The sequence below is a fragment of the Duganella sp. GW822-FHT06D06 genome, from assembly GCF_058799615.1.
Window position 1 is genome coordinate 14,187 of record NZ_JBXALQ010000002.1, and the last position, 25,449, is coordinate 39,635.

The 25,449-nt window shown below is 63.8% G+C and carries 26 protein-coding genes; 7 read left to right on the plus strand and 19 right to left on the minus strand.

What is annotated here, in order from left to right; genetic code table 11:
- Positions 1–70: 70 nt before the first annotated feature.
- The 10 genes from rpoE to AC1RMD_RS03275 form a co-directional block, all read right to left on the minus strand.
- On the minus strand, positions 71–673 hold the full coding sequence (gene rpoE / locus AC1RMD_RS03230) for an RNA polymerase sigma factor RpoE (RefSeq protein WP_492923602.1): 603 nt from the start codon (positions 671–673) through the stop codon (positions 71–73).
- A gap of 77 nt (positions 674–750) precedes the next feature.
- Positions 751–1,179, minus strand: a complete 429-nt coding sequence (locus tag AC1RMD_RS03235; RefSeq protein ID WP_492923604.1) for a protein YgfX — start codon at positions 1,177–1,179, stop codon at positions 751–753.
- Positions 1,180–1,356: 177 nt separating this feature from the next.
- Entirely contained in the window at positions 1,357–2,604 is a 1,248-nt protein-coding gene (gene fabF / locus AC1RMD_RS03240; protein WP_492923606.1) for a beta-ketoacyl-ACP synthase II, read from the minus strand.
- Positions 2,605–2,634: 30 nt separating this feature from the next.
- A complete protein-coding gene (acpP, locus tag AC1RMD_RS03245; protein ID WP_008449912.1) occupies positions 2,635–2,874 on the minus strand; it encodes an acyl carrier protein in 240 nt (79 codons plus the stop codon).
- Between the two features lie 155 nt (positions 2,875–3,029).
- A complete protein-coding gene (gene fabG, locus AC1RMD_RS03250) occupies positions 3,030–3,776 on the minus strand; it encodes a 3-oxoacyl-ACP reductase FabG (protein ID WP_492923609.1) in 747 nt (248 codons plus the stop codon).
- Between the two features lie 45 nt (positions 3,777–3,821).
- The gene (fabD, locus tag AC1RMD_RS03255) at positions 3,822–4,763 is read right to left on the minus strand and encodes an ACP S-malonyltransferase (protein ID WP_492923611.1); all 942 of its coding nucleotides are present in this window, start codon (positions 4,761–4,763) and stop codon (positions 3,822–3,824) included.
- Between the two features lie 112 nt (positions 4,764–4,875).
- Positions 4,876–5,889 carry a beta-ketoacyl-ACP synthase III gene (locus tag AC1RMD_RS03260; protein WP_492923613.1) on the minus strand — a complete coding sequence of 338 codons (1,014 nt, stop codon included), beginning with the start codon at positions 5,887–5,889 and terminating at the stop codon, positions 4,876–4,878.
- 15 nt (positions 5,890–5,904) lie between these two features.
- The gene (gene plsX, locus AC1RMD_RS03265; RefSeq protein ID WP_492923615.1) at positions 5,905–6,966 is read right to left on the minus strand and encodes a phosphate acyltransferase PlsX; all 1,062 of its coding nucleotides are present in this window, start codon (positions 6,964–6,966) and stop codon (positions 5,905–5,907) included.
- A 194-nt stretch (positions 6,967–7,160) separates the two neighbouring features.
- The gene (rpmF, locus tag AC1RMD_RS03270) at positions 7,161–7,343 is read right to left on the minus strand and encodes a 50S ribosomal protein L32 (protein ID WP_008449924.1); all 183 of its coding nucleotides are present in this window, start codon (positions 7,341–7,343) and stop codon (positions 7,161–7,163) included.
- Between the two features lie 198 nt (positions 7,344–7,541).
- Complete coding sequence (locus AC1RMD_RS03275; protein WP_492923617.1) at positions 7,542–8,039, minus strand: YceD family protein; 498 nt, start codon at positions 8,037–8,039, stop codon at positions 7,542–7,544.
- Between the two features lie 128 nt (positions 8,040–8,167).
- On the opposite strand from AC1RMD_RS03275, the gene AC1RMD_RS03280 reads away from it, so the two are divergent.
- From AC1RMD_RS03280 to AC1RMD_RS03290, 3 genes are read left to right on the plus strand one after another with little or no spacing between them, the layout of a single operon-like run.
- Entirely contained in the window at positions 8,168–8,758 is a 591-nt protein-coding gene (locus AC1RMD_RS03280) for a Maf family nucleotide pyrophosphatase (RefSeq protein ID WP_492923619.1), read from the plus strand.
- Between the two features lie 8 nt (positions 8,759–8,766).
- On the plus strand, positions 8,767–9,492 hold the full coding sequence (locus tag AC1RMD_RS03285; RefSeq protein WP_492923621.1) for an SAM-dependent methyltransferase: 726 nt from the start codon (positions 8,767–8,769) through the stop codon (positions 9,490–9,492).
- 3 nt (positions 9,493–9,495) lie between these two features.
- Entirely contained in the window at positions 9,496–10,755 is a 1,260-nt protein-coding gene (locus AC1RMD_RS03290) for a lipoprotein-releasing ABC transporter permease subunit (protein ID WP_492923623.1), read from the plus strand.
- Positions 10,756–10,781: 26 nt separating this feature from the next.
- Here AC1RMD_RS03290 and AC1RMD_RS03295 read toward each other — a convergent pair whose 3' ends face one another.
- Positions 10,782–12,050 carry an EAL and HDOD domain-containing protein gene (locus tag AC1RMD_RS03295; RefSeq protein ID WP_492923625.1) on the minus strand — a complete coding sequence of 423 codons (1,269 nt, stop codon included), beginning with the start codon at positions 12,048–12,050 and terminating at the stop codon, positions 10,782–10,784.
- A 105-nt stretch (positions 12,051–12,155) separates the two neighbouring features.
- Positions 12,156–13,085: a 23S rRNA (adenine(2030)-N(6))-methyltransferase RlmJ gene (locus AC1RMD_RS03300; protein WP_492923627.1), complete on the minus strand. Its 930-nt coding sequence runs from the start codon at positions 13,083–13,085 to the stop codon at positions 12,156–12,158.
- Between the two features lie 176 nt (positions 13,086–13,261).
- Here AC1RMD_RS03300 and AC1RMD_RS03305 point away from each other — a divergent pair, with 176 nt between their 5' ends.
- Together AC1RMD_RS03305 and AC1RMD_RS03310 are read left to right on the plus strand one after the other, a co-directional pair.
- Entirely contained in the window at positions 13,262–13,519 is a 258-nt protein-coding gene (locus tag AC1RMD_RS03305) for a hypothetical protein (RefSeq protein ID WP_492923629.1), read from the plus strand.
- Positions 13,516–13,743, plus strand: coding sequence for a hypothetical protein (locus AC1RMD_RS03310; protein ID WP_492923631.1), 228 nt, complete (start codon positions 13,516–13,518; stop codon positions 13,741–13,743). The genes AC1RMD_RS03305 and AC1RMD_RS03310 overlap by 4 nt, the downstream gene beginning before the upstream one ends.
- 50 nt (positions 13,744–13,793) lie before the next feature.
- Here the strand turns inward: AC1RMD_RS03310 and aceA are convergent, their stop codons facing one another.
- The 4 genes from aceA to AC1RMD_RS03330 all read right to left on the minus strand — a co-directional run bounded on the left by aceA (position 13,794) and on the right by AC1RMD_RS03330 (position 17,857).
- Positions 13,794–15,089, minus strand: a complete 1,296-nt coding sequence (gene aceA, locus AC1RMD_RS03315; RefSeq protein ID WP_492923633.1) for an isocitrate lyase — start codon at positions 15,087–15,089, stop codon at positions 13,794–13,796.
- Between the two features lie 282 nt (positions 15,090–15,371).
- Positions 15,372–15,974 (minus strand): FxDxF family PEP-CTERM protein, encoded by a 603-nt coding sequence (locus AC1RMD_RS03320; RefSeq protein WP_492923635.1) that lies wholly within the window; start codon positions 15,972–15,974, stop codon positions 15,372–15,374.
- 127 nt (positions 15,975–16,101) lie between these two features.
- Positions 16,102–16,596 carry a ribonuclease E activity regulator RraA gene (gene rraA, locus AC1RMD_RS03325; protein ID WP_492923637.1) on the minus strand — a complete coding sequence of 165 codons (495 nt, stop codon included), beginning with the start codon at positions 16,594–16,596 and terminating at the stop codon, positions 16,102–16,104.
- A 37-nt stretch (positions 16,597–16,633) separates the two neighbouring features.
- A complete protein-coding gene (locus AC1RMD_RS03330; RefSeq protein ID WP_492923639.1) occupies positions 16,634–17,857 on the minus strand; it encodes an MFS transporter in 1,224 nt (407 codons plus the stop codon).
- Positions 17,858–17,951: 94 nt separating this feature from the next.
- Here AC1RMD_RS03330 and AC1RMD_RS03335 point away from each other — a divergent pair, with 94 nt between their 5' ends.
- Both AC1RMD_RS03335 and AC1RMD_RS03340 read left to right on the plus strand, forming a co-directional pair.
- Positions 17,952–18,740 (plus strand): AraC family transcriptional regulator, encoded by a 789-nt coding sequence (locus tag AC1RMD_RS03335; protein ID WP_492923641.1) that lies wholly within the window; start codon positions 17,952–17,954, stop codon positions 18,738–18,740.
- 98 nt (positions 18,741–18,838) lie between these two features.
- The gene (locus AC1RMD_RS03340; protein WP_492923643.1) at positions 18,839–19,762 is read left to right on the plus strand and encodes a GGDEF domain-containing protein; all 924 of its coding nucleotides are present in this window, start codon (positions 18,839–18,841) and stop codon (positions 19,760–19,762) included.
- 5 nt (positions 19,763–19,767) lie between these two features.
- Here AC1RMD_RS03340 and clpB read toward each other — a convergent pair whose 3' ends face one another.
- From clpB to AC1RMD_RS03355, 3 genes are all read right to left on the minus strand, one after another.
- On the minus strand, positions 19,768–22,350 hold the full coding sequence (clpB, locus tag AC1RMD_RS03345) for an ATP-dependent chaperone ClpB (RefSeq protein WP_492923645.1): 2,583 nt from the start codon (positions 22,348–22,350) through the stop codon (positions 19,768–19,770).
- Positions 22,351–22,450: 100 nt separating this feature from the next.
- A complete protein-coding gene (locus tag AC1RMD_RS03350) occupies positions 22,451–22,927 on the minus strand; it encodes a molybdenum cofactor biosynthesis protein MoaE (RefSeq protein WP_492923647.1) in 477 nt (158 codons plus the stop codon).
- On the minus strand, positions 22,924–25,380 hold the full coding sequence (locus AC1RMD_RS03355; RefSeq protein ID WP_492923649.1) for a DUF349 domain-containing protein: 2,457 nt from the start codon (positions 25,378–25,380) through the stop codon (positions 22,924–22,926). The genes AC1RMD_RS03350 and AC1RMD_RS03355 overlap by 4 nt, the downstream gene beginning before the upstream one ends.
- Between the last annotated feature and the right edge of the window lie 69 nt (positions 25,381–25,449).

Consider the following 25,449-nt stretch of genomic DNA (forward strand, 5'->3'; position numbering starts at 1 on the left):
CAAAACAAGTCCGCTGCGCCTGCCGCAGGCGCATTGCCAGACGCCAATAACACTTGCCATCATTCGCCGCTTACCAGCGCTTGTCAACCGGCAAATCCAGCAAAGGCCTCAATTTCTCGGCGATGACTTCGCGGGCGCGGAATATGCGACTGCGCACCGTGCCGATCGGACAGGCCATGATGTCGGAAATTTCCTCATAGCTCAGTCCCTCGATCTCGCGCAAGGCGATCGCGGTGCGTAAATCCACGGGCAAGGCATCCATCGCCGCGTTGACGGTTTGGGCGATCTGCTTGCTTGCCAGCATGGATTCCGGCGTATTGATGTCGCGCAAATGCTCGCCATCGGTAAAGGCTTCGGCTTGTTCGGCGTCGGCTTCGGTCGACGTGGGCGTGCGGCGCCCCTGCGTCGCCAGAAAATTCTTGGCGGTGTTGATGCCGATGCGGTACAGCCATGTGTAAAAGGCCGAGTCGCCGCGGAAATGCCGCAGTGCGCGGTAAGCCTTGATAAATGTCTCCTGCACCACATCCTCGGCTTCGGCCGGATCGTGGACGATGCGCGACAGCAGGCGCATCAGCCGGCGTTGATACTTCGCCACCAGCAGATCAAACGCCTGCTTGTCACCATCCCGTACCCGGTCCACCAGCACCTGGTCGCACTCACGTTCTGTCGTCACTCCTGCATTCCTCGGTGGCATGCAGCGTAGCCGAATAATATAGCCATATGCTATAGAGTTAGCCCGCTGCAAGAAGTTCACAGTGTTCGCGTTTTTATTTCAGCCCGTGTGGCAATGGCCCGGCAAGCCAGCGACAAGGCGCGCCAATCGGCGGGCGTCACGCTGTCGGGCAACACCGTCACCAGCCGCAGCTTGCCGTCGCCGTCGCCCAGCCGTAACATCAGCAAGCCCGGCCAGATGGTCGAACCCTGCAGCAGGCGCAGCGCCACCCCCGTCTCCCGGTATACCGTCAGCCGCAACTGGCCGACAGCGGAAATATCAAGCTGACGTGCAAAACGATACGGACGTCCACGCCACAGGCCAAATAGCCCGGCCAGCACGCAACACAATGGCGCGCACCAGCCAGGACAGGCGGCAGCCGACACTATCGCGCAGCAACACGCGCCGGCGTGCAGCAAGCGCAAACCGGACGAGGGGCGAACGATGACGGAAACCGCAATCGACATGACAGCAGCAGGCGTTCAACAACGGTGCAACAAAACAGGGAATCACAATCGGAAGCGCCGGCCGCGAAGGCCGGGCAATTCTGGCGCCGGCGAATGCCGGCGCCGAATCCTCGCTCACCCTGTTTTGACAGGGATCGCGGGGATTAGTTCGACGCGGGGTCGAACTATTTACGGACTTTAGATCTTGCCGAACACCAGGCTACCGTTGGTGCCGCCGAAGCCGAACGAGTTCTTGACTGCATACTCGATCTTCATCGGACGGGCCACGTTGGCGCAGAAGTCCAGGTCGCAAGCAGGGTCCTGGTTGAAGATGTTGATGGTCGGAGGCGACACCTGATGATGCACCGCCAGTACCGTAAACACTGCTTCCAGGCCGCCGGCGCCGCCCAACAGGTGACCGGTCATCGACTTCGTCGAATTGACCACCATGTTCTTGGCGTGCGCGCCGAAGGTGCGCTTGATGCCCTGCACTTCCGCCACGTCGCCTTGCGGGGTCGACGTGCCGTGCGCGTTCAGGTAATGCACCTGGTCCGGATTGATGCCGGCGTTGGCCAGCGCTGCCATCACGGACTTGCTGCCGCCGCTGCCATCTTCCAATGGCGAGGTCATGTGATAAGCGTCAGCGCTCATCCCGAACCCCAGCAGTTCGGCGTAGATCTTGGCGCCGCGGGCCTTGGCGTGCTCGTACTCTTCGAGCACCATCACGCCTGCGCCTTCGCCCAGCACGAAACCGTCGCGGTCCATGTCCCAGGGGCGGGACGCGGTCGCTGGATCGTCGTTGCGGGTCGATAGCGCGCGGGCCGAGGCGAAACCGCCCAGACCCAGTGGCGACACGGTCGATTCCGCACCGCCGGCCACCATGACGTCGGCGTCGCCGTACTCGATCATGCGGGCAGCCATGCCGATGCAGTGCAGGCCGGTGGTGCAGGCCGTGACGATCGACAGGTTAGGACCACGCATGCCGTACTTGATCGACAGGTTACCCGAGATCATGTTGATGATCGAGGCGGGCACGAAGAACGGCGAGATACGGCGCGGACCGCGCTTGTCGTACTCTTCCTTGGTTTCTTCGATCAGCGGCAGGCCGCCGATACCGGAACCGATGATGACGCCGATACGATCAGCGTTCTCGTCGGTGACGACGATGCCGGAGTCTTGCACCGACTGCATGCCGGCCGCCATGCCGTAATGGATAAAGGTATCCATATGGCGCGCTTCCTTGGCGGGGATGTAATCCTCGATATTGAAGCCTTTGACTTCACCGGCGAACTTGGTGGTGAAAGCTTGCGCATCAAACTTGGTGATGCTGGCAATCCCGGATTTACCCTCGGTGATCGCGGCCCACGATTCGGCAACAGTATTGCCGACCGGAGTCACGGCCCCCAGGCCGGTGATGACAACACGACGGTTTTTAGAACCTCTCAAGCGATTCTCCTAAAGTCGATCGGGCAGAAATTACGCCTTGACGTGGGCGGTAGCGTAGTCGATCGCTTGCTGCACGGTGGTGATCTTTTCTGCTTGTTCGTCAGGGATTTCCATTTCGAATTCGTCTTCCAGGGCCATCACCAGTTCCACGGTGTCCAGCGAGTCGGCGCCGAGGTCGTCGACGAACGAGGATTCGATCTTGATGTCTGCTTCGGCGACGCCCAGTTGCTCAGCGACGATTTTCTTAACGCGTTGTTCGATATCCGACATGTTATGGCTCCATTTGTTTGTTACGGAAAGCGCGCATTTTATCAGGTTTGCGCACTGAAAAACTAATTTCGGTAGCTGCTGCGTATTTGCCGACAACTAGTCCGAAATCACTGCTAAAAGACGAGAACCGGTAGTTTGGACGCCACCGGAACACATCAGTTCATATACATCCCGCCGTTCACGTGCAGGGTGGTACCGGTAATATACGCTGCCTGCGGCGAGGCCAGGAAGGCCACCGCGGCGGCGATATCCTCGGGCTTGCCCAGGCGCGCCAGCGGAATCTGGGTCAGCAAGGCGGCGTGCTGCTCTTCGCCCAGCGCCTTGGTCATGTCGGTGTCGATAAAGCCCGGCGCCACGCTGTTGACGGTGATGTTGCGGCTGCCGATTTCGCGCGCCAGCGCGCGCCCCATGCCTTCCACGCCGGCCTTGGCGGCGGCGTAGTTCATCTGGCCCGGATTGCCGGAGGACGCCACCACCGAAGTGATGTTGATGATGCGCCCGGTCTTGGCCTTCATCATGCCGCGCAGCACGGCGCGCGACAGGCGGCCGACCGAGCTCAGGTTGGTGGCGATGACGCTGTCCCACTCCTCGTCCTTCATGCGCATGGCCAGCTGGTCTTGCGTGATGCCGGCGTTGTTGACCAGGATGCCGACGGCGCCCCAGGTCTTGCTGATCTCGTCGATGACGGCGGCGCAGCGCGCGGCGTCGGTGACGTTGAGGACCATGCCCTTGCCCGCTTCAGCGCCGAACTCGGCCAGGTAGGCCGAGATCGCTTCTGCGCCGGCTTCGGTGGTGGCGGTGCCGATCACGCGGGCGCCTTGACGGGCCAGCTCCTGGGCAATGGCCTTGCCGATGCCGCGCGACGCGCCCGTTACCAGGGCAACTTGATTTGCTAAATTCATTTGTATCCTTAAACGTTGAGGGAGTGTGCCTGAAAACCCGGCCGCTTATTTAAGCAGAGTCAACACGCGTTCCAGCGAAGCTTGATCGATGATGGCGTCGCCCACCAGGGTGGCGTCGATGCGCTTGGTCAAGCCCATCAGCACCTTGCCCGGACCGCACTCGACCACTTGCGTGATGCCTTCGGCGGCGACCTTCTGCATGGTTTCCACCCAGCGCACCGGCGCGGCGGCCTGGCGCACCAGCGCATCCTTGATGCTGGCCGGGTCGCTCAGCACGGCGACGTCGACATTGTTGATCAGCGCGATCTGCGGCGCCGAGAATGTCAGGCCGTCCATGTATGCGCGCAGGCGGTCCGAGGCCGGCTTCAGCAGCGACGAGTGGAACGGCGCCGACACCGGCAGCTTCATGGCGCGCTTGGCGCCCTTGGCCTTGGCGATCTCGCAGGCGCGCTCGACCGCGATGGTGTCGCCGGCGATCACCACTTGCAGCGGCGCGTTGAAGTTGACGGCTTCGACCACCGCGCCGACCACGGCGGCGGCGGCTTCGGCGCAGGCGGCGCGGACCTCGTCGTCCGACAGGCCCAGCACGACGGCCATGGTGCCCATGCCGACCGGCACGGCTTCCTGCATCGCCTGGGCGCGGAAGCGCACCAGCGGCACGGCATCCTTGAACGAGATCACGCCGGCGGCGACCAGCGCCGAGTATTCACCCAGGCTGTGGCCGGCGACGATGGACGGCAGCGGGCCGCCGGCGGCGATCCACGCGCGGTAGACGGCGACCGCGGCGGTCAGCATGACCGGTTGGGTATTGGTGGTCAGGTCGAGCTCTTCCTTCGGACCTTCGGCCATCAGCTTGCCCAGGTCGAACTGCAGCGCGTCGGACGCTTCGGCGATGGTTTGCGCCACCGCCGGATTGCCGGCGAAGCCGTCCATCATCGCGATCGCTTGCGAACCCTGGCCAGGAAATACAAAAGCAAATTTAGTCATACTTCATCCATCTCATTTTTATTGAACGCTACGCTAGCATGCCATCGTGACAGGCTTGCTACCGCTGAGCCCGTTAGAACTCTAATTCTAATTCAGGCCGTTAAAACCGCGCCTAGTCCTGGCGAACATCAGGAAGGCCATTCATCTTCGCCAGGACGGCGCCCCAGGTGAAGCCGCCACCCACACCTTCCATCATGATGTGCTGCCCCTTCTTGATGCGGCCATCGCGCACGGCGACGTCCAGCGCCAGCGGGATCGAAGCGGCCGAGGTATTGCCATGCTGGTCGACGGTGACCACCATCTTCTCAAGAGGCAGGCCCAGCTTCTTGGCGGTGCTGTTCATGATGCGGATGTTGGCCTGGTGCGGAATCAGCCAGTCGATCTGGTCGGCGGTCATATTGGCTTTGTCCAGCGCTTCGTGCGCGACTTTTTCCAGCACCGACACGGCCAGCTTGAACACCGCCGGACCATCCATGTACAGGAAGGCGCTGCCGGCAACCGCGCCGCCATCGACCGAACCGGGCACGCTAAGGATGTCCGAATGACGGCCGTCCGCGTGCAGCTTGGTGGCCAGGATGCCCGGCTCTTCCGATGCGCTCAGCACGATGGCGCCGGCGCCGTCGCCGAACAGCACGCAGGTGGTGCGGTCGTCGAAATTGAGGATGCGCGAGAACACTTCGGCGCCGATCACCAGCACGTTCTTATGCACGCCGGCGCGGATGAAAGCGTCGGCGGTGGAGACCGCATAGACGAAGCCGCTGCACACGGCCTGCACGTCGACCGCCGCGCCGTTGTTGGTGATGCCCAGTTTTTTCTGCACGATGCAGGCGGTGCTGGGGAAGCTGCCGAAGAAGTCCGGCGTCGAGCTGGCCAGCACGATGAGATCGATGTCGTTCGGTTCCAGGCCGGCCATTTCCAAGGCCTGCTTGGCGGCGTTGACCGCCAGGTCCGACGATTTCTGTTCAGGCTCGGCGAAGTGGCGCGCCGAAATACCGCTGCGGCTGACGATCCATTCGTCCGAAGTCTCGATGCCTTTGGCGGCGAGTTGATCAGCCAGATCCTGGTTGCTCACCCGCTTTTCCGGCAGATAGCTGCCGGTGCCTATAATTTTGCTGTACAAAGTCATGCCGTCTACCGTCCACTAAATAGTTGAGCCAGGTACTTCCGGAGTTTCGGTGCTACGCGGCATCAGCTCGGCGATCAGTGTCGAGATATGCGGCAACACGTCATTTTTTGCTGCATCATACGCCCGCTTGATCGCCCATTCAAAGGAATATGCGTCGGCGCCGCCATGGCTCTTGAACACCAGGCCGCGCAGGCCCAGCAGGCTGGCGCCATTGTAACGCGACGGCGACAGGCGGTTCTTGATGGCCTTCAGGGCGCCGCTGCCCAGCAGCGCGCTCAGCATCGTCAGCGGATTGCGCTTGAATTCGGTCTTGACGGTGTCGGCGAAGAAACGCGCGACGCCCTCCACCGCTTTCAGCGTGACATTGCCGACGAAACCGTCGCACACCACGATATCGGTGGTGCCCTTGAAGATGTCGTTGCCTTCGACGTTGCCGTAGAAGTTCAGCGCGCCGCGCTCGTGGTCGGCCTGCAGCAGCTTGCTGGTGGCCTTGACGACGTCGTTACCCTTGATGTCTTCGGTGCCGACGTTGAGCAGGCCCAAGGTCGGACGCTCGATGTTCTCCATCGCCGACACCAGCACCGACCCCATGATGGCGAACTGGTGCAGGTGATGCGGTTCGCAATCGACGTTGGCGCCCAGGTCCAGCATATAGGTCGGACCGCCCTTTTGATTCGGCATGATGCTGCAAATCGCCGGACGGTCGACGCCGGTCATGGTCTTGAGCACGTAGCGGGCGACCGCCATCAGCGCGCCGGTATTGCCGGCCGAGACCGAGGCTTGCGCCTTGCCGTCCTTGACCTGCTCGATGGCGACACGCATCGACGAATCCTTTTTGCGGCGCAGGGCCACTTCGAGCGGATCGTCCATGGTGACTTGTTCCGAGGCGTGCACCACGCTCAGGCGCGGGTGCGCCTCGGCGTGATGCTTCTTGAGTTCGGCGCGGATAACGTCTTCCAAACCGACCAAGATCAGTTCAGCATCGGGCTCGCGTTTGACGAAGGAAATAGCTGCGGGGATAGTGACCGAGGGGCCGTGATCTCCGCCCATACAGTCGATAGAAATTTTGATTGTCATTTGTTTTGATTCAGTACCACGCTCCAGCCTTTACGAGGCAAGCTGCGGCAAGCTGCGGACCAACCAGTTCCAGGTCTACGCGTTTCAAAATGACGGTGTGCAAAAGAGGATTGCAGCCGATGATAAAGAAAAAGCGATGCTTCGCGAGTTATCCACGTAGCACCGCCTATTTCCAGGTCCAGCAAAAGCGTCGATTACTCGTCGTTTTTGGTTTTCAGGACTTTACGACCACGGTAGAAGCCGTTAGGGCTGATGTGGTGACGCAGGTGGGTTTCACCGGTGGTTGGCTCGATACCCAGTTGTGGAGCAACCAGGAAATCGTGCGAACGGTGCATACCGCGCTTCGAAGGGGACTTCTTGTTCTGTTGAACTGCCATGTTAATGACTCCTAATACATAAGTTCTAAAATTTTAACACATTCGACCAGCAAATACATGCGAATCGAGTATCCTGCCGGCAAAACTGAACCGGCATAGTTAAACTGAGATTTACTACATTTCACTGCTGACTTGCCATACTCGATTTACTACACGCGTTTGACACGTTCTTTACAACACTACTTATTCGGTCCTGCTTTATTCGGATTTGAGGCCCTTGAGGGCGTCGAACGGCGACAGCTTCTCGCTCTTGGCCTTGTCCAGCAGAGCGGTGTCGGGGCAGACTGCATGTTTCGGCGTGTGCGGCAAGGCCAGCAACGCTTCGTCTTCCACCAGGTCCATCAGCTCCATGCTGCGGCTGCCGACGATCACATCGATCGTTTCGTCGTTGAGCATTTCTTCGATCTCGTCAGCCTGCTCATCGTCCTTGCCCAGCATCAGCACCGTTTGGGCATCGATGGTATGCGCATAAGAGGTCAGGCAACGCTGGCAGACCAGTCGTACGGTGCCGGAAACCGACAACGTCATCTGCGGGAAGCCCATCTTGCTGGTGCCCCCTGCCGCTGTCCAGGTTATCGTGCCCGACGTATCGGCACAATCCTTGATCAAACGGGTCATTTCGGCAACAGGCGTCACGCCGTGCTGGCTGCCGTTGCTCCGACAGAAATCAAAGGCGTCGATCACAATAGCATTCATTACAGAAATTTCCCCGGAAAACCTGCGATAATAACAGGGTTTTCATCGCCAAGTCAAAGCCTTAGCGTATTTTTCGTTCTTTTTGTGCCGCTGGCACTACCGGCGACAGAGCATATAACATTCCCCACATGACATCAAGTTTACTCGTACTCGCTTCCAGCTCCGCCTACCGCAAGGAACTCTTATCACGGTTGCAACTGCCGTTCGACGTGGCGGTGCCGGACATCGACGAACGCCCGCTGCCCGGCGAGACGCCCAGCGCCACCGCGCTGCGCCTGGCGCGCGAAAAAGCCGCCGCCGTGGCCGCCAAGATGCCGGGCCGCGTCGTCATCGGCTCCGACCAGGTCGCGACCTTGGACGACCGCCAGATCGGCAAGCCGGGCGACCACGCCAACGCGCTGGCCCAGTTGCAGACCATGCGCGGCCGCGAGGTGGTCTTCCACACCGCGCTGTGCGTGTGGGATGGCCGCGACCAGAGCTTCCAATTGGAAGACATCCAGACCGTCGTCAAGTTCCGCGACCTGCCCGACGCCGAGCTCGACGCCTACCTGCGCCTCGAGCAACCCTACGACTGCGCCGGCAGCGCCAAGAACGAAGCGCTGGGCATCGCCATCCTGGAACGCATCGACAGCAGCGACCCGACCGCCCTCACCGGCTTGCCTTTGATCGCGCTGACAGGCATGCTGCGCAACATCGGCGTTTCCTTTTTTAATCTTTGACTGTTTTTATGCCCGGCACCCTCTTTTTAATACCGAACACCCTGGGCGAGACTGAAGCGCTCGCCTTCGTGCTGCCCGAACAGGTGCAGCAGATCACCTCGCAACTCGACTATTTCGTCGCCGAGAACGCCAAGACGGCGCGCGCCTTCCTCAAGCTGGTCGACGCCCGCCATCCGCTGGCCAAGCCGCTGCAGGAAATCACCATCTCCGAACTGAACGTGAACACCCCCGCGGCCGCGCTGGCGGGCCTGCTGGCGCCGCTGCTGGCCGGACGCGATGGCGGCCTGGTGTCGGAGGCCGGCGTGCCGGCGGTGGCCGATCCGGGCGCCGACCTGGTGCGGCTGGCGCACCAGCACAACATCCCGGTGCGGCCGCTGGTGGGGCCGTCGTCGCTGCTGCTGGCCGTCATGGCGAGCGGGCTGAACGGCCAGAGCTTCGCCTTCAACGGCTACCTGCCGACCGACGCCGCGCAGCGCACCAGCCGCATCAAGGAACTGGAACTGCGCTCGCGCAAGGAAAAGCAAACGCAGCTGTTCATCGAGACGCCCTACCGCAACGCCGCCATGCTCGAAGCGCTGATCGCGGCCTGCGCGCCGGCCACGCTGGTGTGCGTGGCGACCGACCTCAGCCTGCCATCGGAAACCATCCGCACCATGAGCGCGGCGCAATGGAAGAACGCGAAAGCGCCGGACTTCCACAAGAAGCCGACCGTGTTCCTGCTGCTGGGCCAGTAGGCGGTGGCCCGCCACCTGCCCTACGAATGGCTGATCGGCGTGCGCTATGTGCGCGCCGGACGGCGCGGCGGCCGCAACCGCTTCGTCTCCTTCATGTCGCTGGCGTCGATCACCGGCGTCGGCCTGGGCGTCGCCGCGCTGATCGTGGTGCTGTCGGTGATGAACGGTTTCCAGCGCGACGTCAGCGCCCGCATGATCTCGGTCCTGTCGCACATCGAAGTGTACGACGCGCGCGGCCTGATGCCGGACTGGCCGGCGGTGGCCGCCGCGACGGCGCGCAACGGCGCGGTGCAGGCCAGCGCGCCCTTCCTCGAACTGCAGGGCATGCTGCTCGAGGGCGACCGCATGAAGCCGGCCACCCTGCGCGGCGTGTTGCCGGCGCAGGAAGCCAAGGTGGCCGATTTCATCCGGGGAGACAACGCGGCCGGCTTCGCCGCGCTGACGCCAGGCGCCTACAACATCGTGCTCGGCGCCGACCTGGCCAGGGAACTGCACGTCAAGCAGGGCGAGCAGGTGATCCTGGCCCTGCCCTCGCAGCATTCGTCGCTCAGCAACATGATGCCGCAGACCCGCCGCTTCACCGTGGCCGGCACCTTCGAGATCGGCCACTTCGAATTCGATGCCGGCATGGCCTTCATCCACCTGCAAGACGCCGAACAACTGCAGCAGGTCGACGCGCCGGCCGGCCTGCGCTTGCGCATCGCCGACGCCAACCAGGCGCCGCAGGTGGCGCAGGCGCTGAAACAGACGCTGGACGGCCAGTACATCCTGCGCGACTGGACCCAGCGCAACGCCACCTGGTTTGCCGCGCTGCGCAGCCAGAAGACCATGATGTTCATCATCCTGTCGCTGATCGTCGCCGTGGCGGCGTTCAACGTGGTGGCCATGCTGGTGATGTCGGTGACCGACAAACGGGCCGACGTCGCCATCCTGCGCACCCTGGGCGCGCGGCCGCTGTCGATCATGAAGATCTTCATGGTGCAGGGGCTGCTGTCGGGTCTGTTGGGGGTGGTGGCCGGCACCGCCGTCGGCGTGCTGATCGCCTGGAACCTGGGCGCGATGGTGGCCGCCTTCGAACACCTCAGCGGCGCCCGCCTGCTGGCCAAGAACATCTATTTCATCAGCGCCGTGCCGTCCGAACTGCGTTGGGACGACGTGGCCGGCGTGGTCGCGGTGGCGGTGGCGCTGTCCTTCCTGTCCACGCTGTATCCGAGCTGGTGGGCGACGCGCAGCCAGCCGGCCGACGCCCTGCGCCATGAATAGCGGGCCGCCACGCCAGTGACTAGTCGCTAGACGCCGCGGGTGTAGTCGGTGACCCACTCGATCGCGGCCAGCTGGATCGCGTACAGCTCGGCCGGGGTCAGCTCCAGTTGATGCAGCATCTGCGCCAGCAGTTGACCGTCGCGGTTGCGCTCGATGTGTTCGATCAGGCTCAGCATGCTGCCGTAGTCGCCGCTGCGGTGCAGCAGCGCGGCGCGCACCTCGTCCAGCACGTTGACGCTTTCCAGCACGTCGCGCATGTGGATCGAGAACAGCGTGTCCATCAGCGACATCACCCCCACCGTGAAGCCGATGTCGGCGCTGACGCGCTGCCCCGGCCGCAAATGCTCGACCATCAGCTCCAGCGTCTTGCCGCGCGTGGTGGCCAGTTGCAGCAAGGGCGAGGTGAATTCCTGCGCGCCGCCGTTCTTCACATACAGCAGGATCTGCAGCCAGCGCTTGAGCTGGCGCCGCCCCAGCACCATCAGCGCGTGGCCGACCGAGTTGATGCGGTAACGCGCGCCGACCGCCGGCGTGTTCACCAGCCGCAGCAGATTCAGCGTGATCAGCGCGTCGTGCTTGACGCTGCGCTCGATCTCGTGGCTGCTGGCGTCGGTGTTGAGCAGGTCCAGCAAATGCAGCACGCTGCGCTGCGACGGCGAAATCTTCTTGCCGCTGAGGATGACGGGGCGGGCGAAGTAATAGCCCTGGAAGTATTCAAAGCCCAGTTCCATGCATTGCTGGAACTCCTCCATCGTCTCGACCTTCTCGGCCAGCAGCTTCTGCTTGGGGTTCTTCAGCACGCGCGTCAGCGCCGGCAAGGTGCCGGGCTGCATTTCCTTGATGTCGACCTTGATGACGTCGCACAGCGGCTGGAATTTTTGCACGTCTTCGGACTGGCAGATCACGTCGTCCAGCGCGAACTTGAAGCCGGCCTGCTTCAGCTCGCGGATGCGCTCGAGGATTTCCGGCGTGGCCTTGACGGTCTCCAGGATTTCCAGGATGACCTTGTCGTTCGGCAGAAAACGGATGAAGTCGCTCATCAGGCCGATGGCGTCGACGTTGACGAAGGCCATCTGGTCGCCCACCACGTGCTCCATGCCCAGCTCGGAAGCGTGGGCGATCACGGTGGCGGTGGCCTCGGCGTCGTCGGTGATGGTGGCTACGTTGTGGACACGGGCGTCACGAAAGAGCAGCTCGTATGCCACCAGCCGCTGCCCCCGGTTGAGGATGGGCTGGCGCGCAAGAAAGAAATTATCGGCGAGCTTGGACGGCATAGTGGACGGCGCGATCATCATGGGAAACTCCCAATCTGCAATCTGCTTTGATTCGGTTTGCCGTCTCAAGCGGCAATCCGCTAACTACGAGACTATACCCAGCTATACCGTCCTGACAATATTTTTCTAGCGCGCAACCGGCCGGCGCACCGCATTGTTGCGCGTACCCGTCGGTTTGCCGCTCTCCAGCGTGTAGCGGGCGCCAGAGTCCTTGCCCAGCACCTTGACCAGGTAGGGCATAACTTCCTTCAACATCGGCTCCAGCGTGTACGGTGGGTTCAAAATGAACATGCCGCTGCTGTGCAGGCCGAAGCCGTCCGGCATCGGCGTGTTGGTGGTCAGCACGACGTTGAGCCAGTCGCTGCACTGCAATTGCTTGAGCTTGTCGGCGAACTGGCGCGACTCCATGCGATGCAGCAGCGGATACCAGACCGCGTAGGTGCCGGTCGGGAAGCGCACCAGCGCCTCGGCCAGCGTGTCCTTGACCTTCTTGTAGTCCTGCTTGTCTTCATACGGCGGGTCGATCAGCACCAGCGCGCGGCGCGACGGCGGCGGCAGCAGCGCCTTCAGCGCCTGGAAGCCGTCGCCGCGGGTGACCAGCACGCGCTTGCCGCGCGTGGTCGAACGGATGCCCTGCTGCGCGGCGTGCTCGTCGAGCTTGCGGAAGTTATCGGCCAGCAGCTTGGCGTCGGCCGGATGCAGCTCGAACAGGCGCAGGCGGTCTTGCTCGCGCGCGACCTGGTCGGCGATGTAGGGCGAGCCGGGGTAGTAGCGCATCTTGCCGCTCGGATTCATGGCGCGCACCAGGTCGACGTATTCCTTGAGCGCCGCCGGCATGTCGGTGCGCTCCCACAACGGGCCGATGCCGGTGTCGTACTCGGCATTCTTGGAGGCGAAGGTGCCGTCGAGCGCATAGACGCCGGCGCCGGAATGGGTGTCGATATAGCTGTAGGCGGTATCTTTTTGATTCAGATACTGCATCAACTGGATGGTCACGAAATGCTTCAACACATCGGCGTGATTACCCGCGTGAAAACCGTGGCGGTAACTCAACATAAGCTTGGTACTTCCTAAATTAGATGGTGCGGAACAATCCGGCATTATCCACTAGAAAGCGTCGGCCGCCAAAAAAGCGCCCATATCGTTTGCGTCAAAGCGTGCACCGGCATGGTGATTAAGATGGAACAGCCGGGCCGCATCCGCAGGCTTGGCGTACTTTCATGGAGGAGTTTATGGCATTCAACAACGTAGGTCCGCTGACCTTCCTGGCGCCGGGGCAAACGGCGTTCTGGAGCTACAGCTATCCCAGCGACCATGGCACGCAGTTCGCCTCGGCCGACGTCAAGGCGCCCAACCTGGGCGCGGTCCACATGGCGGACCAGCAAAGCAAGCGCAAGGAAAACAATGGCAACGCCACCTATTTCGTCCAGATCCACAACAAGGGCATAGGCGGCGCCTTCCACAACCTGCAAGGCGGAGGCATGGTATGAAAATGACCATCATCACCGACGACCAGAACAACATCCTGGGCGCCGTTCAGGGCCACTCGCTGACGGACAGGCAGAACGGCGTGGAAGCGAGCGTCTCGTTTGCGCCGGGCCACGCGACCCACATGCTGGAGGTCGACGACGATCTGGCCACCATCAACGACATCGACGACTTCCAGGGCCGCCTGAAGCAGCATCTGCAACAGCACCTGGCCGGCAAGCCCTAAAGCAAGAACGCGGCGCAGGTGGGGCTCCGCCATGCGCCGCGCCTCCCCTCTCAGGCAACCTTCCTGTCGAAAAATTGCTCGTCCTCGGTCGAACCGTGCAGCGCGGTGGTCGACGACTGGCCGTTCTGGATGCACTGGGTCACCGCGTCGAAGTAGCCGGTGCCCACTTCGCGCTGGTGCTTGACGGCCGTGAAACCCTTGTCGGCGGCGGCGAATTCCGCTTCCTGCAACTCCACGAAGGCCGACATCTGGCGCCGCGCATAGCCGTGCGCCAGGTTGAACATGCCGTAGTTCAGCGCATGGAAGCCGGCCAAGGTGATGAACTGGAACTTGTAACCCATGGCGCCCAGTTCCCGCTGGAACTTGGCGATGGTGGCGTCGTCCAGGTTTTTCTTCCAGTTGAATGAAGGCGAGCAATTGTAGGCCAGCATCTTGCCGGGGAAGCGGGCGTGCACGGCTTCGGCGAACCGCTTGGCGCAGGCCAGGTCGGGCTTGCCGGTCTCGCACCAGACCAGGTCGGCGTACGGCGCGTAGGCCAGCGCGCGCGCGATCGCCTGCTCCATGCCCGGCCTGACCTTGTAGAAGCCCTCCACCGTGCGTTCGCCGGTGCAGAAGGGTTTGTCGTTGTCATCCACGTCCGAGGTCAGCAGGTCGGCCGCTTCGGCGTCGGTGCGGGCGATCACCAGCGTGGCGGCGCCCATGACGTCGGCCGCCAGCCGGGCCGCGGTCAGTTTTTCGATGGCCTCGCGCGACGGCACCAGCACCTTGCCGCCCATGTGGCCGCATTTCTTGACCGAGGCCAGCTGGTCTTCGAAGTGCACGCCGGCGGCGCCGGCCTCGATCATGGATTTCATCAGCTCGTAGGCGTTCAGCACGCCGCCGAAACCGGCTTCGGCGTCGGCCACGATGGGCGCGAAGAAATCGATGTCGTTCTTGCCTTCCGACCATTGGATCTGGTCGGCGCGCTGCAAGGTGTTGTTGATGCGCTTGACCACCATCGGCACCGAGTTGGCCGGGTACAGCGATTGGTCCGGGTACATTTCGCCGGCCAGGTTGGCGTCGCCGGCAACTTGCCAGCCGGACAGGTAAATCGCTTTCAGGCCGGCTTTGACTTGTTGCATGGCCTGGTTGCCGGTCAGCGCGCCCAGCGCGTTGACGTAAGGCTCGTTGTTGACCAGATTCCACAGCTTTTCCGCGCCGCACCTGGCCAGCGTGTGCTCGACCTGCAGGGAGCCGCGCAGGCGCACCACGTCCGCAGCGGTGTACGTGCGGCTGACGCCCTTCCAGCGCGGGTTGCTGTCCCAGTCCTGTTGCAGGGCTGCGATTTGCTGTTCACGGGTTGCCATGGTGCTCTCCTATTTAAAAACGAAATCCGTTAAGCAAATAGTAGACTTTTTTGTGCCACGCACCAATAGTCTTATATAAGACACATAACTAAATATTTATCATTAAAAATCATGCACCTACAAATAATATCTCATGATGCGGAACGACATTTCTTGCAATGGAAGATGAAAAAGTGTCCGCCAGTCACACATTCCCGCAATGTGAAACGGCGGCCCCGCCAGATGAAAAAACACCCCGCACGCCACGAGGCTCACGGGGTGTTGGTGAGTGCTATGTCGGGGTCAGGCTTGGCGGCGGCGCGCGGCAACACCCAGCAGGCCGAGGCCGGCCAGCAGCATGCCGTAGGTTTCCGGTTCAGGCACGGCTGTCACCGTGAAGTCGGTGGCGCCCATATAGGCGCCCGTCATGGTGAAATAGCTGATCGACGCGGTGTTTTCCAGGAAACCGTGGAATTCACCCTGGTTCGTGCCGCCATTGGTCGTGAAGGTCAAGGTGGTCGACTCGATCAGGTTGAAGGCCGCATCGTAGACCGCGATCGTTGCCGGACCGTAATACTGCGGCGCGTAGTTGAGGAAAGCGCCCACGCCGCTGACCGCCTGGGCGAACGCCAGCGTCATGGTGCTGCTGGTGTCGTTGGTGCCAGCCATCGGCATGCCGCTCCACATGCCATTGCCGTCAAATCCGTAGCTACCTGTGTAGCCGAAGACCGAATAGCCGTTGGCACTGCTCCAGTCCACACCCGGCGCAAGATTCTGCGGACCGGGGCCAAAGTAATCCAGCGCAGGCATCGCCAAAACTGTACCGCCCGGTAGTGACGTCACCTGGGCAGCTTGGGCGGATAGCCCGGCGAGAGCGCACAACACAGCAAATGTAAGTTTCTTCATGGAAGACTCCTGATGATCCCGCGCCTGGAAATTGGCGCGTTGTAACTTTCACATGAAAACTTACTATTGTCAATAATTTATTGCATAAATACCACAAACATTTCCATATTGAAAATATTTCACAGTCTCAGGCAAGCATTTGTTGTGCCACCAGTATGCCGTCGGCGTCGGCATAGATCCAGTCGCCCGGCTGCACCGGCACGCCCTGGATGTGGACCCGGACGTTGCGCTCGCCGACGCCCTTCTTGCCGCTCTTTTGCGGATGGGCAGCCAAGGCGCGCACGCCGATTTCGCAGGAATTGATCTCGTCGGTGTCGCGGATGCAGCCGTCGACGATGATGCCGGCCCAGCCGTTGTCCTGGGCCAGCAAGCCCAGCTGGCCACCGACCAGCGCACGGCGCAGGCTGCCGCCGCCATCGATCACCAGCACATTGCCGCCGCCCTGGGTTTCCAGCATCGAACGCACCAGCGCATTGTCCTCATGCACCTTGAGCGTGGTCACGCGGCCGGAAAAACGCCGCTGTTTGCCAAACTGCAGGAACACCGGCGGCAGCACGGCCAGGCGGCCGTCCTCCAGCAGCTTGGCGTGGTCGTCGCATAAATCGGTGGTGGCAAAGCTCATGGTGGTCCCGTCGGCGTTGGTTAAGATAGCAAGGATTCTAAGCTGTTTTGGGCGCGCCCACCACGCCGGTCTTGCTGCCGACGCCGATCGCGGTCAGTATCACCAGCGCCTGGAACACGGCGATGCCGATGAATACGCCCGACGGATGGTTGGCGTCCATCAGCGCGCCGAACAGCAGCGGCCCCAGCGCCAGCCCGCTGTCCAGGCCGGCATACACGACGCCGAACACGCGGCCGGTGGCGTTGGCCGGCGCCGCGCCGCGTATCAGCAGATCGCGCGACGGCCCCGAGACGCCGGTCGCCAGGCCGATCAGCCCCATCAGGACCAGCGCCAGCCAGGCCGGCACCACGACGGCGGCCAGCACCAGCGCCAGCAGCGCCGCCGTGCCGAAAGCCAGCATGATGATGCGGTCGTGATGGCGGCTGGCGGCGCCCAGGAAGCCGCCGTACACCATGCCCAGCGCCGACGCCAGCATGTAGGCGGTGTAGGCCGTGGTGGCCCACGCCAGCGACATGCCGTACAAGCTCACCAGGCTGGTGGCGGCGAAACTCTGGATGCCGGCCAGCGCCACCGCCGAGATCAGGAAGAAGGCAAAGCACATCCACACCACCTGCAACCGCAGGAAGCCGAACGCGCCGCCGTTGCCGCCGCCGGCCGCCGTGGCCGCCGGCGGCGCGACCGCTTCCGGCCGCAGCGCGTGGCGGTTCCAGACCAGCAGCGCCAGCACCGCCAGCGGCAGCAGGGCCGCGCTCAGCAGCGCGGTGCGCCAGTCCGTGCGCGCCGCCACGAAGGTCAGGAACAGCGGCGAGATCGCCCAGCCGATATTGCCGCTGATGCCGTGCACCGAAAAACCATGCGCCAGCCGCGCCTTGGACACCCGCTGGTACAGCAGCGTGTAGTCGGCCGGATGGAACACGCTGTTGCCGCAGCCGGCCAGGAAGGCCCCCAGCATCAGCTGCGCGTAGTTGTGCGCGCCGGACAGCGTCAGCGCCGACAGGCCCAGCAGCGCGATGCCGCTGAACAGCACGGTGCGCGCGCCATAGCGGTCGACGACGAAGCCGGCCATCGCCTGCCCCACGCCGGAGACGGTGAAGAACACCGTCATCAGCAAGCCCAGCTCGGCATAGGAAAGATGGAATTCCGGCTTCAGCCAGGGGATCAGCGCCGCCAGGATCACGTGGTAGAAATGCGAAGTGCCATGCGCCAGCCCGACCAGGCCGATGACCCTGGCGTCCTGCCGCAGCATCGATGTATGGTTCATGCCGCCTCCCTGTTTCAAAAAAAGAAAGCATAGTGTAAGCATTTGGCGCCAGACCGATTTAAGATAGCGGGTCAACATTTGTCGAGAATCCGCCATGCCGATACCGGTCGTCACGCACACGCAATTCAACTGGGATTGCGACTTCCCCACCGCGGCGCGGCCGCTGACCATGTCCGGCCGCGACCTGCCGGCCGACGCCGCGCTGCTGCCGCACCACCATCCATGGGGCCAGTTCACCTACGCCATGCAGGGCGTGATGCGGGTGACGGCCAACCACAGCAGCTGGATCGTGCCGCCGCAGCGCGCCATCTGGATCGCGCCGGACGTCGAACATGCGGTCACGGTGCTGGAGCCAACCCGGCTGCGCCCGCTGTGCGTGCACGCCAGCCGCTCGCCCTTCGCCGACGCCTGCAAAGTGGTCGAAGTGTCGAGCCTGCTGCGCGAACTGATGGCCGCGCTGGAGCAGCACGACCAGGGCGAGCAGTCCGGCCGCGAGCAGCTGCTGGGCGAGATGATCCTCGACGAACTGCCGCGCTGCGCCGGCCGCGCGCTGCGTGTGCCGCTGCCGGACGACAAGCGCCTGAAAACCCTGTGCGACGCGCTGATCGCCGATCCCGGCGCCGAACACACGCTGGCAGACTGGGCCGGTAAGGTCGGCGCCTCCGAGCGCACGCTGACCCGCCTGTTCGAGCGCGAGCTGGGCATGAGCTACAGCCAGTGGCGCCAGCAGGTGCGGCTGGCGCACGCGGCACCGCTGATCGCGCGCGGCGTGCCGCTGTCGCAGGTGGCGGCGCGGCTGGGTTACTCCAGCCAGTCGGCCTTTTCCGCCATGTTCAAGAAGACCTTCGGCAGCACGCCGACAGCTTTTTTCGCTGAAAAATAGATAAACGGTCAAGTTTTAGAAAAATGCACCGTTAATGTTGTCTTGGACGAAAGTACGGTACATTAGTGGAAACTCAACAACTGGAAAAGCGGTATCGCATGACCGACGTGTCACTCTTCTCGAGCGAGCAGATCGCAGCGCTGCTCGCCGCGCTGCCGGACCCGGCATTTATCCTGACCCGCAACGGCACCTACGCCGCCCTGTTCGGCGGCACGGACGCCCGCTACTACCACGACGGCAGCACCCTGGTCGGCAAGCGCATTCCCGATGTCTTGAATCCCGAGAAAGCCGCCTGGTTCCTGGCGCAGATCGCCGTCGCGCTGGCCAAGGACGGCTTGCACGTGGTCGAGTACCGGCTGGACCGCAAGGATGTGAAAGGCCTGGAAAGTGTCGGCCCGGAAGAAACCATCTGGTTTGAAGGCCGGGTGCAGGCGCTGGATTACCAGGTGCTGGGCGAGGATGCCGTGTTATGGGTGGCCAGCAATATCACCGCCAGCAAGAAGCTGGAGGCGCTGCTGCGCATGCAAAGCGAGACCGACTCGCTGACCGGCCTGGCCAACCGCCGCAAGCTGATGCAGGCCCTCGACGACAACCACGAACTGCACGCCCGCTACCGGACGCCGGCCTCGGTGCTGATCTTCGACATCGACCGCTTCAAGGACATCAACGACAAGTACGGCCACCTGAGCGGCGACAAGGCGATCCAGGCCACCGCCGACGTCTGCCGGCGCGAGCTGCGCAGCACCGATTTTCCGGCCCGGCTGGGCGGCGACGAGTTCGTGATCCTGATGCCGCACACCAGCTGGGCGCAGGCGGTGCCGATCGCCGAGCGGCTGCGGCTGCGCATCGCCGGACAGCTGCGGGAACTGGGCACGCTGGGCCCGGGCGCCACCATCAGCGGCGGCCTGAGCGAGATGCTGCCCGGCGACACCTCAAGCGAAGAGGTGTTGAAGCGGGCGGACGATGCGCTGTACCGCGCCAAACGCGACGGTCGCAATCGCATCGTCCACCACGGCGCCTAGCCGAATCAGCTGAAGTCCAGCTCGCCGTTCGCGACACCGATGTGGATGGTGTCCTTGGGGCCGAAGCGGCCTTGCAGGATCAGCTTGGACAGCGGGTTTTCGATCTGCTGCTGGATCGCCCGCTTCAGCGGCCGCGCGCCATACACCGGATCGTAGCCCGCCTCGGCGATCTTTTGCAGCGCGTCCTCGGTGATGGTCAGCGTCATCTCCATCTTGGCCAGGCGCTGTTCCAGGATCGCCAGCTGGATCTTGGCGATGGCGCCGATGTTCTTCTCGTCGAGGCCGTGGAACACCACGATTTCATCGATACGGTTGATGAACTCGGGACGGAAGTGCGAACGCACCTCGGCCATCACCGCCAGCTTGACCACGCCGGGATCGGATTCCTCCATCGCCTGGATCTTGTGCGAGCCCAGGTTGGAGGTCATGATGATGACCGTGTTCTTGAAGTCCACCGTGCGGCCCTGGCCGTCCGTCATGCGGCCGTCGTCCAGCGCCTGCAGCAGCACGTTGAACACGTCCGGATGCGCCTTCTCCACCTCGTCGAGCAGGATCACGCTGTACGGCTTGCGGCGCACCGCCTCGGTCAGGTAGCCGCCCTCGTCGTAGCCGACGTAGCCGGGCGGCGCGCCGATCAGGCGGGCCACCGAATGCTTCTCCATGAATTCGCTCATGTCGATGCGTATCATCGATTCCTCGGTGTCGAACAGGAAGCCGGCCAGCGCCTTGGACAGCTCGGTCTTGCCGACCCCGGTCGGCCCCAGGAACATGAAGGAGCCGTATGGACGGTTCGGATCGGACAGGCCGGCGCGCGAACGGCGGATGGCGTCGGACACGGCGGCGATCGCCTCGTCCTGGCCGACCACGCGCTCGTGCAGCTTTTGCTCGATATGCAGCAGCTTGTCGCGTTCGCCCTGCATCATGCGCGAGACCGGGATGCCGGTCGCGCGCGACACCACCTCGGCGATTTCCTCGGCGCCCACTTCGGTGCGCAGCAGCTTGGGCTTGGCGGCATCGCCGGCCTTCAGGTTGACGCTCTCGGCCTGCTTCAGTTGCGCTTCCAGCTCGGGCAGGCGGCCGTACTGCAACTCCGACACGCGCTGCCAGTTGCTCTCGCGCGTGGCCTGCTCCATCTGCAGCTTGATGCGGTCGATCTCTTCCTTGATGTGGGTGCTGCCCTGCACCACCGCCTTCTCGGCCTTGAGGATTTCCTCGTAGTCGTTCAGCTCCCGGCCCAGCTTGACGATCTCCTCGTCGATCAGGTCCTGGCGGCGGCGCGAGGCCTCGTCCTTTTCCTTCTTGACGGCTTCCTTCTCGATCTTCAGCTGGATCAGGCGGCGTTCCAGCTTGTCCATCACCTCCGGCTTGGAATCGATCTCGATCTTGATCTTGGACGCGGCCTCGTCGATCAGGTCGATCGCCTTGTCGGGCAGGAAGCGGTCGGTGATGTAGCGGTGCGACAGCTCGGCCGCGGCGATGATGGCGGCGTCCGAAATGGCGACCTTGTGGTGCAGCTCATACTTGTCCTGCAAGCCGCGCAGGATGGCGATGGTGGCCTCGACCGACGGCTCGTCGACCAGGATCTTCTGGAAGCGGCGCTCCAGCGCGGCGTCCTTCTCGATGTATTTGCGGTATTCGTCCAGCGTGGTGGCGCCGACGCAATGCAGCTCGCCGCGCGCCAGCGCCGGCTTGAGCATATTGCCGGCGTCCATGGCGCCGTCGGCCTTGCCGGCGCCGACCATCGTGTGCATCTCGTCGATGAAGACGATGGTCTGGCCCTCGTCCATGGCCAGCTCCTTCAGCACCGACTTCAGGCGCTCCTCGAACTCGCCGCGGTACTTGGCGCCGGCCACCAATGCCGCCATGTCCAGCGACAGCACGCGCTTGCCCTTGAGCGATTCCGGCACCTCGTTGTTGACGATGCGCTGCGCCAGGCCTTCGACGATGGCGGTCTTGCCGACGCCGGGTTCGCCGATCAGCACGGGATTGTTCTTGGTGCGGCGTTGCAGCACCTGGATCGCGCGGCGGATCTCGTCGTCGCGGCCGATCACGGGGTCGAGCTTGCCGGCGCGGGCGCGCTCGGTCAGGTCCAGCGTGTATTTTTTCAGGGCTTCGCGCTGGCCTTCGGCCTCGGCGTTGTCGACCTTGGCGCCGCCGCGCACGGTGTCGATGGCCGCTTCCAGCGATTTGCGGGTCAGGCCGTTTTCGCGCGCCAGCTTGCCGGCGTCGGATTTGTCCTCGGTCAGCGCCAGCAGCACCATCTCGCTGGAGATGAACTGGTCGACCCGCTTCTGCGCTTCCCGGTCCGCCAGGTTCAGCACGGAGACCAGCTCGCGCCCGGCCTGCACGTCGCCGCCGGTGCCGGACACCTTGGGCAGCCGCTCCAGCGAGGCGCCGAGCGCCTTGGTCAGGCCGCCGACATTGACGCCGGCGCGCTGCAACAGCGAGCGCGCGCTGCCGTCGTCCTGGTTCAGCAGCGCGGTCAGCAGGTGGACCGGCTCGATGTATTGGTTGTCGTTGCCGACGGCCAGGCTTTGCGAGTCCGACAAGGCTTCCTGGAGTTTGGTGGTGAGTTTGTCTTGGCGCATGGAATAGCTCCGATAAATTTAACTTATCGCATACATAGGGGTATGCGATCCGTTTTCAAGGAGACACCCTTTTAAATGACAAATCCATGCGCTACATCAACTACGGCTCAATGCTCCATTTTTTCAGCGCGACGTCGTCGCTGACGCGCGCGTCCACCCAGCGCGAGCCGGCCGGGGTTTGCTCTTTTTTCCAGAACGGCGCCTCGGTCTTGAGGAAGTCGATGATGTATTCGCAGGCGGCGAAGGCTTCGCCGCGGTGCGCCGAGGTCACCGCCACCAGCACGATCTGCTCCAGCGGTTTGAGCGGGCCGACCCGGTGGATCACCAGCGCGCCGAACACCGGCCAGCGCCGGCGGGCCTGCTCGATGATGGCCAGGATGGATTGCTCGGTCATGCCGGCGTAGTGCTCCAGCTCCATCTCCGCCACGCTGGCGCCCTCGTTCAGGTCGCGCACGGTGCCGACGAAGTTGACGATGGCGCCGACCTTGGGGTTGGCGGCGCGCAGCTGCGCCAGCTCGGTGCTCAGGTCGAAGTCTTCGGTCTGGATGCGGACCTGGAAGCTGTCGCCCGCGCTCATGCGCGCTCCGCGGCGCCGATGCGGCGGAACAGTTGCTCGATGCGGCTGGCGGTGCGGTCGTCGGCCAGGGCCGGCATCGCGCACAGTTGCAGGTAGGCGCTGCCGGCGCTTTGCGGCTTCTGGCCGGACTTCAGCGACGATTGCAGTACTTCGACCTGCATCTTCAGCCGTTCGCGCGCGAACTCGGCGCCGCTGTCGACGCCGGCCACGATCTCCAGCCGCAGCACTTCATCGAGCAGCCTGGCGCGGTTGCGCTCCAGCTGCTCGGCGTAGGCGCTACGCCGCTTTTCGTCAACCTTGTCGAGCGCGCCCAGCGCCGCGTTGAAGCGGCCGTGCAAGGCGCGTTCGTACTCGGCCGCCAGCGGCGGCAGCGCCGACCAGCGCGACTGCCAGTCCGCACCGTCGATGGCCGCGCCGTCGGCCGGCGTGCCGATCGCGCTTTCCAGCGCCTGGCACAGGCGCAGCTTGTCGCGCAGCGCGTTGGCCTGGGCGGCGCCGGCGCGGCGCTTGATCGCGTCGGCCTGGCCCTGCACCGTCGCCACCGCCGCCTGATAACGCTGCGTGATGCGCGCTTCGGACGCGCGCGGCACGCCGCCGGCCGCATGCCAGGCCGCCGCCGCGTCGCGCAGCGTCTTGGCGATGGCCGCCAGCTGCGCCTTGTCGTCGCCGCTGAAGCTGGCCGTTTCCAGTTCCTGGCACAGCGCTTCGCGCGCGTGCAGGTGGGCCTTGCGTTCGTGGTCGGCGGCGTGCGCGGATTCCTTGCGCTTGGCGAAAATCGCATCGCAGGCGGTACGGAAGCGTTGCCACAAGGCTTGCTCGATCTTGCGTTCCAGCGGCAGCGCCTTGGCCTGCTCTTGCCAGCGCTCCTGCAAGCGGCGCAGATTGTCCAGGGTGTGGCGGTCGCTGGCCTGCATCTGCTCGGCCTCGGCGATCAGTTGCTCGCGCTTGGCGCTTTCGATCTTGCGCTGCTCGGACAGCGGCGCCAGCATTTGCCCCAGCGCCTTGTCGAAGGCCTGGTCCAGTTTGCGTTTTTCCTTGCGGTCGATGGTGCCCAGCCGGCCCCACACCTGGCGCAGGCGCTGGCCGGCGGCGGCCACGTTCTTCAGGTCCGCGCCCTCGCTGGCGACCGTGGCGGCCATGTTGCGGGTTTCGTCGATCAGGGCCTGGGCCTTGGCGGCGTTGGCGTGGCGCTCGTCGGCCAGTTGCTTGAAGTGGGCGGCGGCCGGCGCGTAGGCGGCGGTGCAGGCGCCGTCGAAACGTTCCCACAAACTCTTGGGCGCGTGGCCGGAGACGGCGTCCAGCGACTTCCAGCGCTCGCGCATGCTGCCGACCTTCTTGGCCAGCTCGCTCATCGCCAGGCCCAGCGCCGGCAGTTCTTCGACCGCCTTGACCAGCTCCTCGCGCGAGACGTTGCCGCCCCAGCGGGCCCAGTCGCCCAGGCGCTTGAGCTCGGCGCGCACGTGGTTCAGGCGGTCGGTCTGGGCCGGCGTCAAACGGGTCTTGTGTTCCTTGAGCCATTTGTCGTGGTCGGCGGCGGCGTGCAGCAAGCCCTGCTCCAGCGCGGCTTCCATCGCATCCAGCGTTTCGAGGAATTTCTTGTCGGTTTCCTTGGGCACGGCCGGCTTCTTCGGCTCGCGCGCGGCGGGCGCAGGCGCAGCGGCGGGGGCTGGCGCGGCGGCCGGCGATTCCGCCGCTGGCGCGGCTTCCGGCGCGGCGGCCGGACGCAGGCTGGCGGCCGCCAGCGCGGCGCGGCTGTGCTCCAGCGCCTGCGCGAAATCGCTCAGCAAATGCTTGGGCAAGGCCTTGTGCTCGGGCGCTTGCTGGTATTCGGCATGGGCCGCGGCGTGGCGCTCCAGCGCCTGCTGCGCTGCTTCGGGCGGCAAGCCGGCGGACGGCAGCTGGCGCAGCGCCGCCATCGCATCGATGATGCTCCGCTGCAGATTGACTTGCGCCTCCAGCCGCGCGGCCAGCGCGGCGCGCGCGCCGGCGAACGGCTCGGCCAGCTCCGGCACGGCGGCGGTGACCTGCCATTGGCGGTCCAGGTCGGCGACCTGGTTGGGCGTCAGCTTCTCATCCTGCAGCAAGCGCTGGGCTTGATCCAGGCAGGCTTGGGCTTTGTGCCGCTCGGCCAGCTGATAGCGGATCGCATCCAGCCGTCCCTGCATCAGCTTGGCGACGCGGCGGTCGGTATTGCGCATCGCCTGCAACACCTGTTCGAGGTGGGCCTGGGACTGCACATGTTCGGCGGCGGCCAGGCGCACGCCGGCAAATTCGCTGTGCAGGATCAGTTCGACGGCGGCGGCCTCGTCGCCCGCCAGCGTGGCGGCGCGCTGCGCCTGCTCCTCGCGGCGGCTGGCCGATGCGGCAGCGGCGGCGCCCTGCTCGGGTGTGGCCACGGCGGCCGCTTGATCGGCCGCCTGGTCGGTAGTTCGCTTGAAGATGAAATCGAACATGGATGCGCTATGAGATGGCTAAAACCACCATCATAGCAAAGCGAGGGGATTTTGCCCGATGCGTATGCT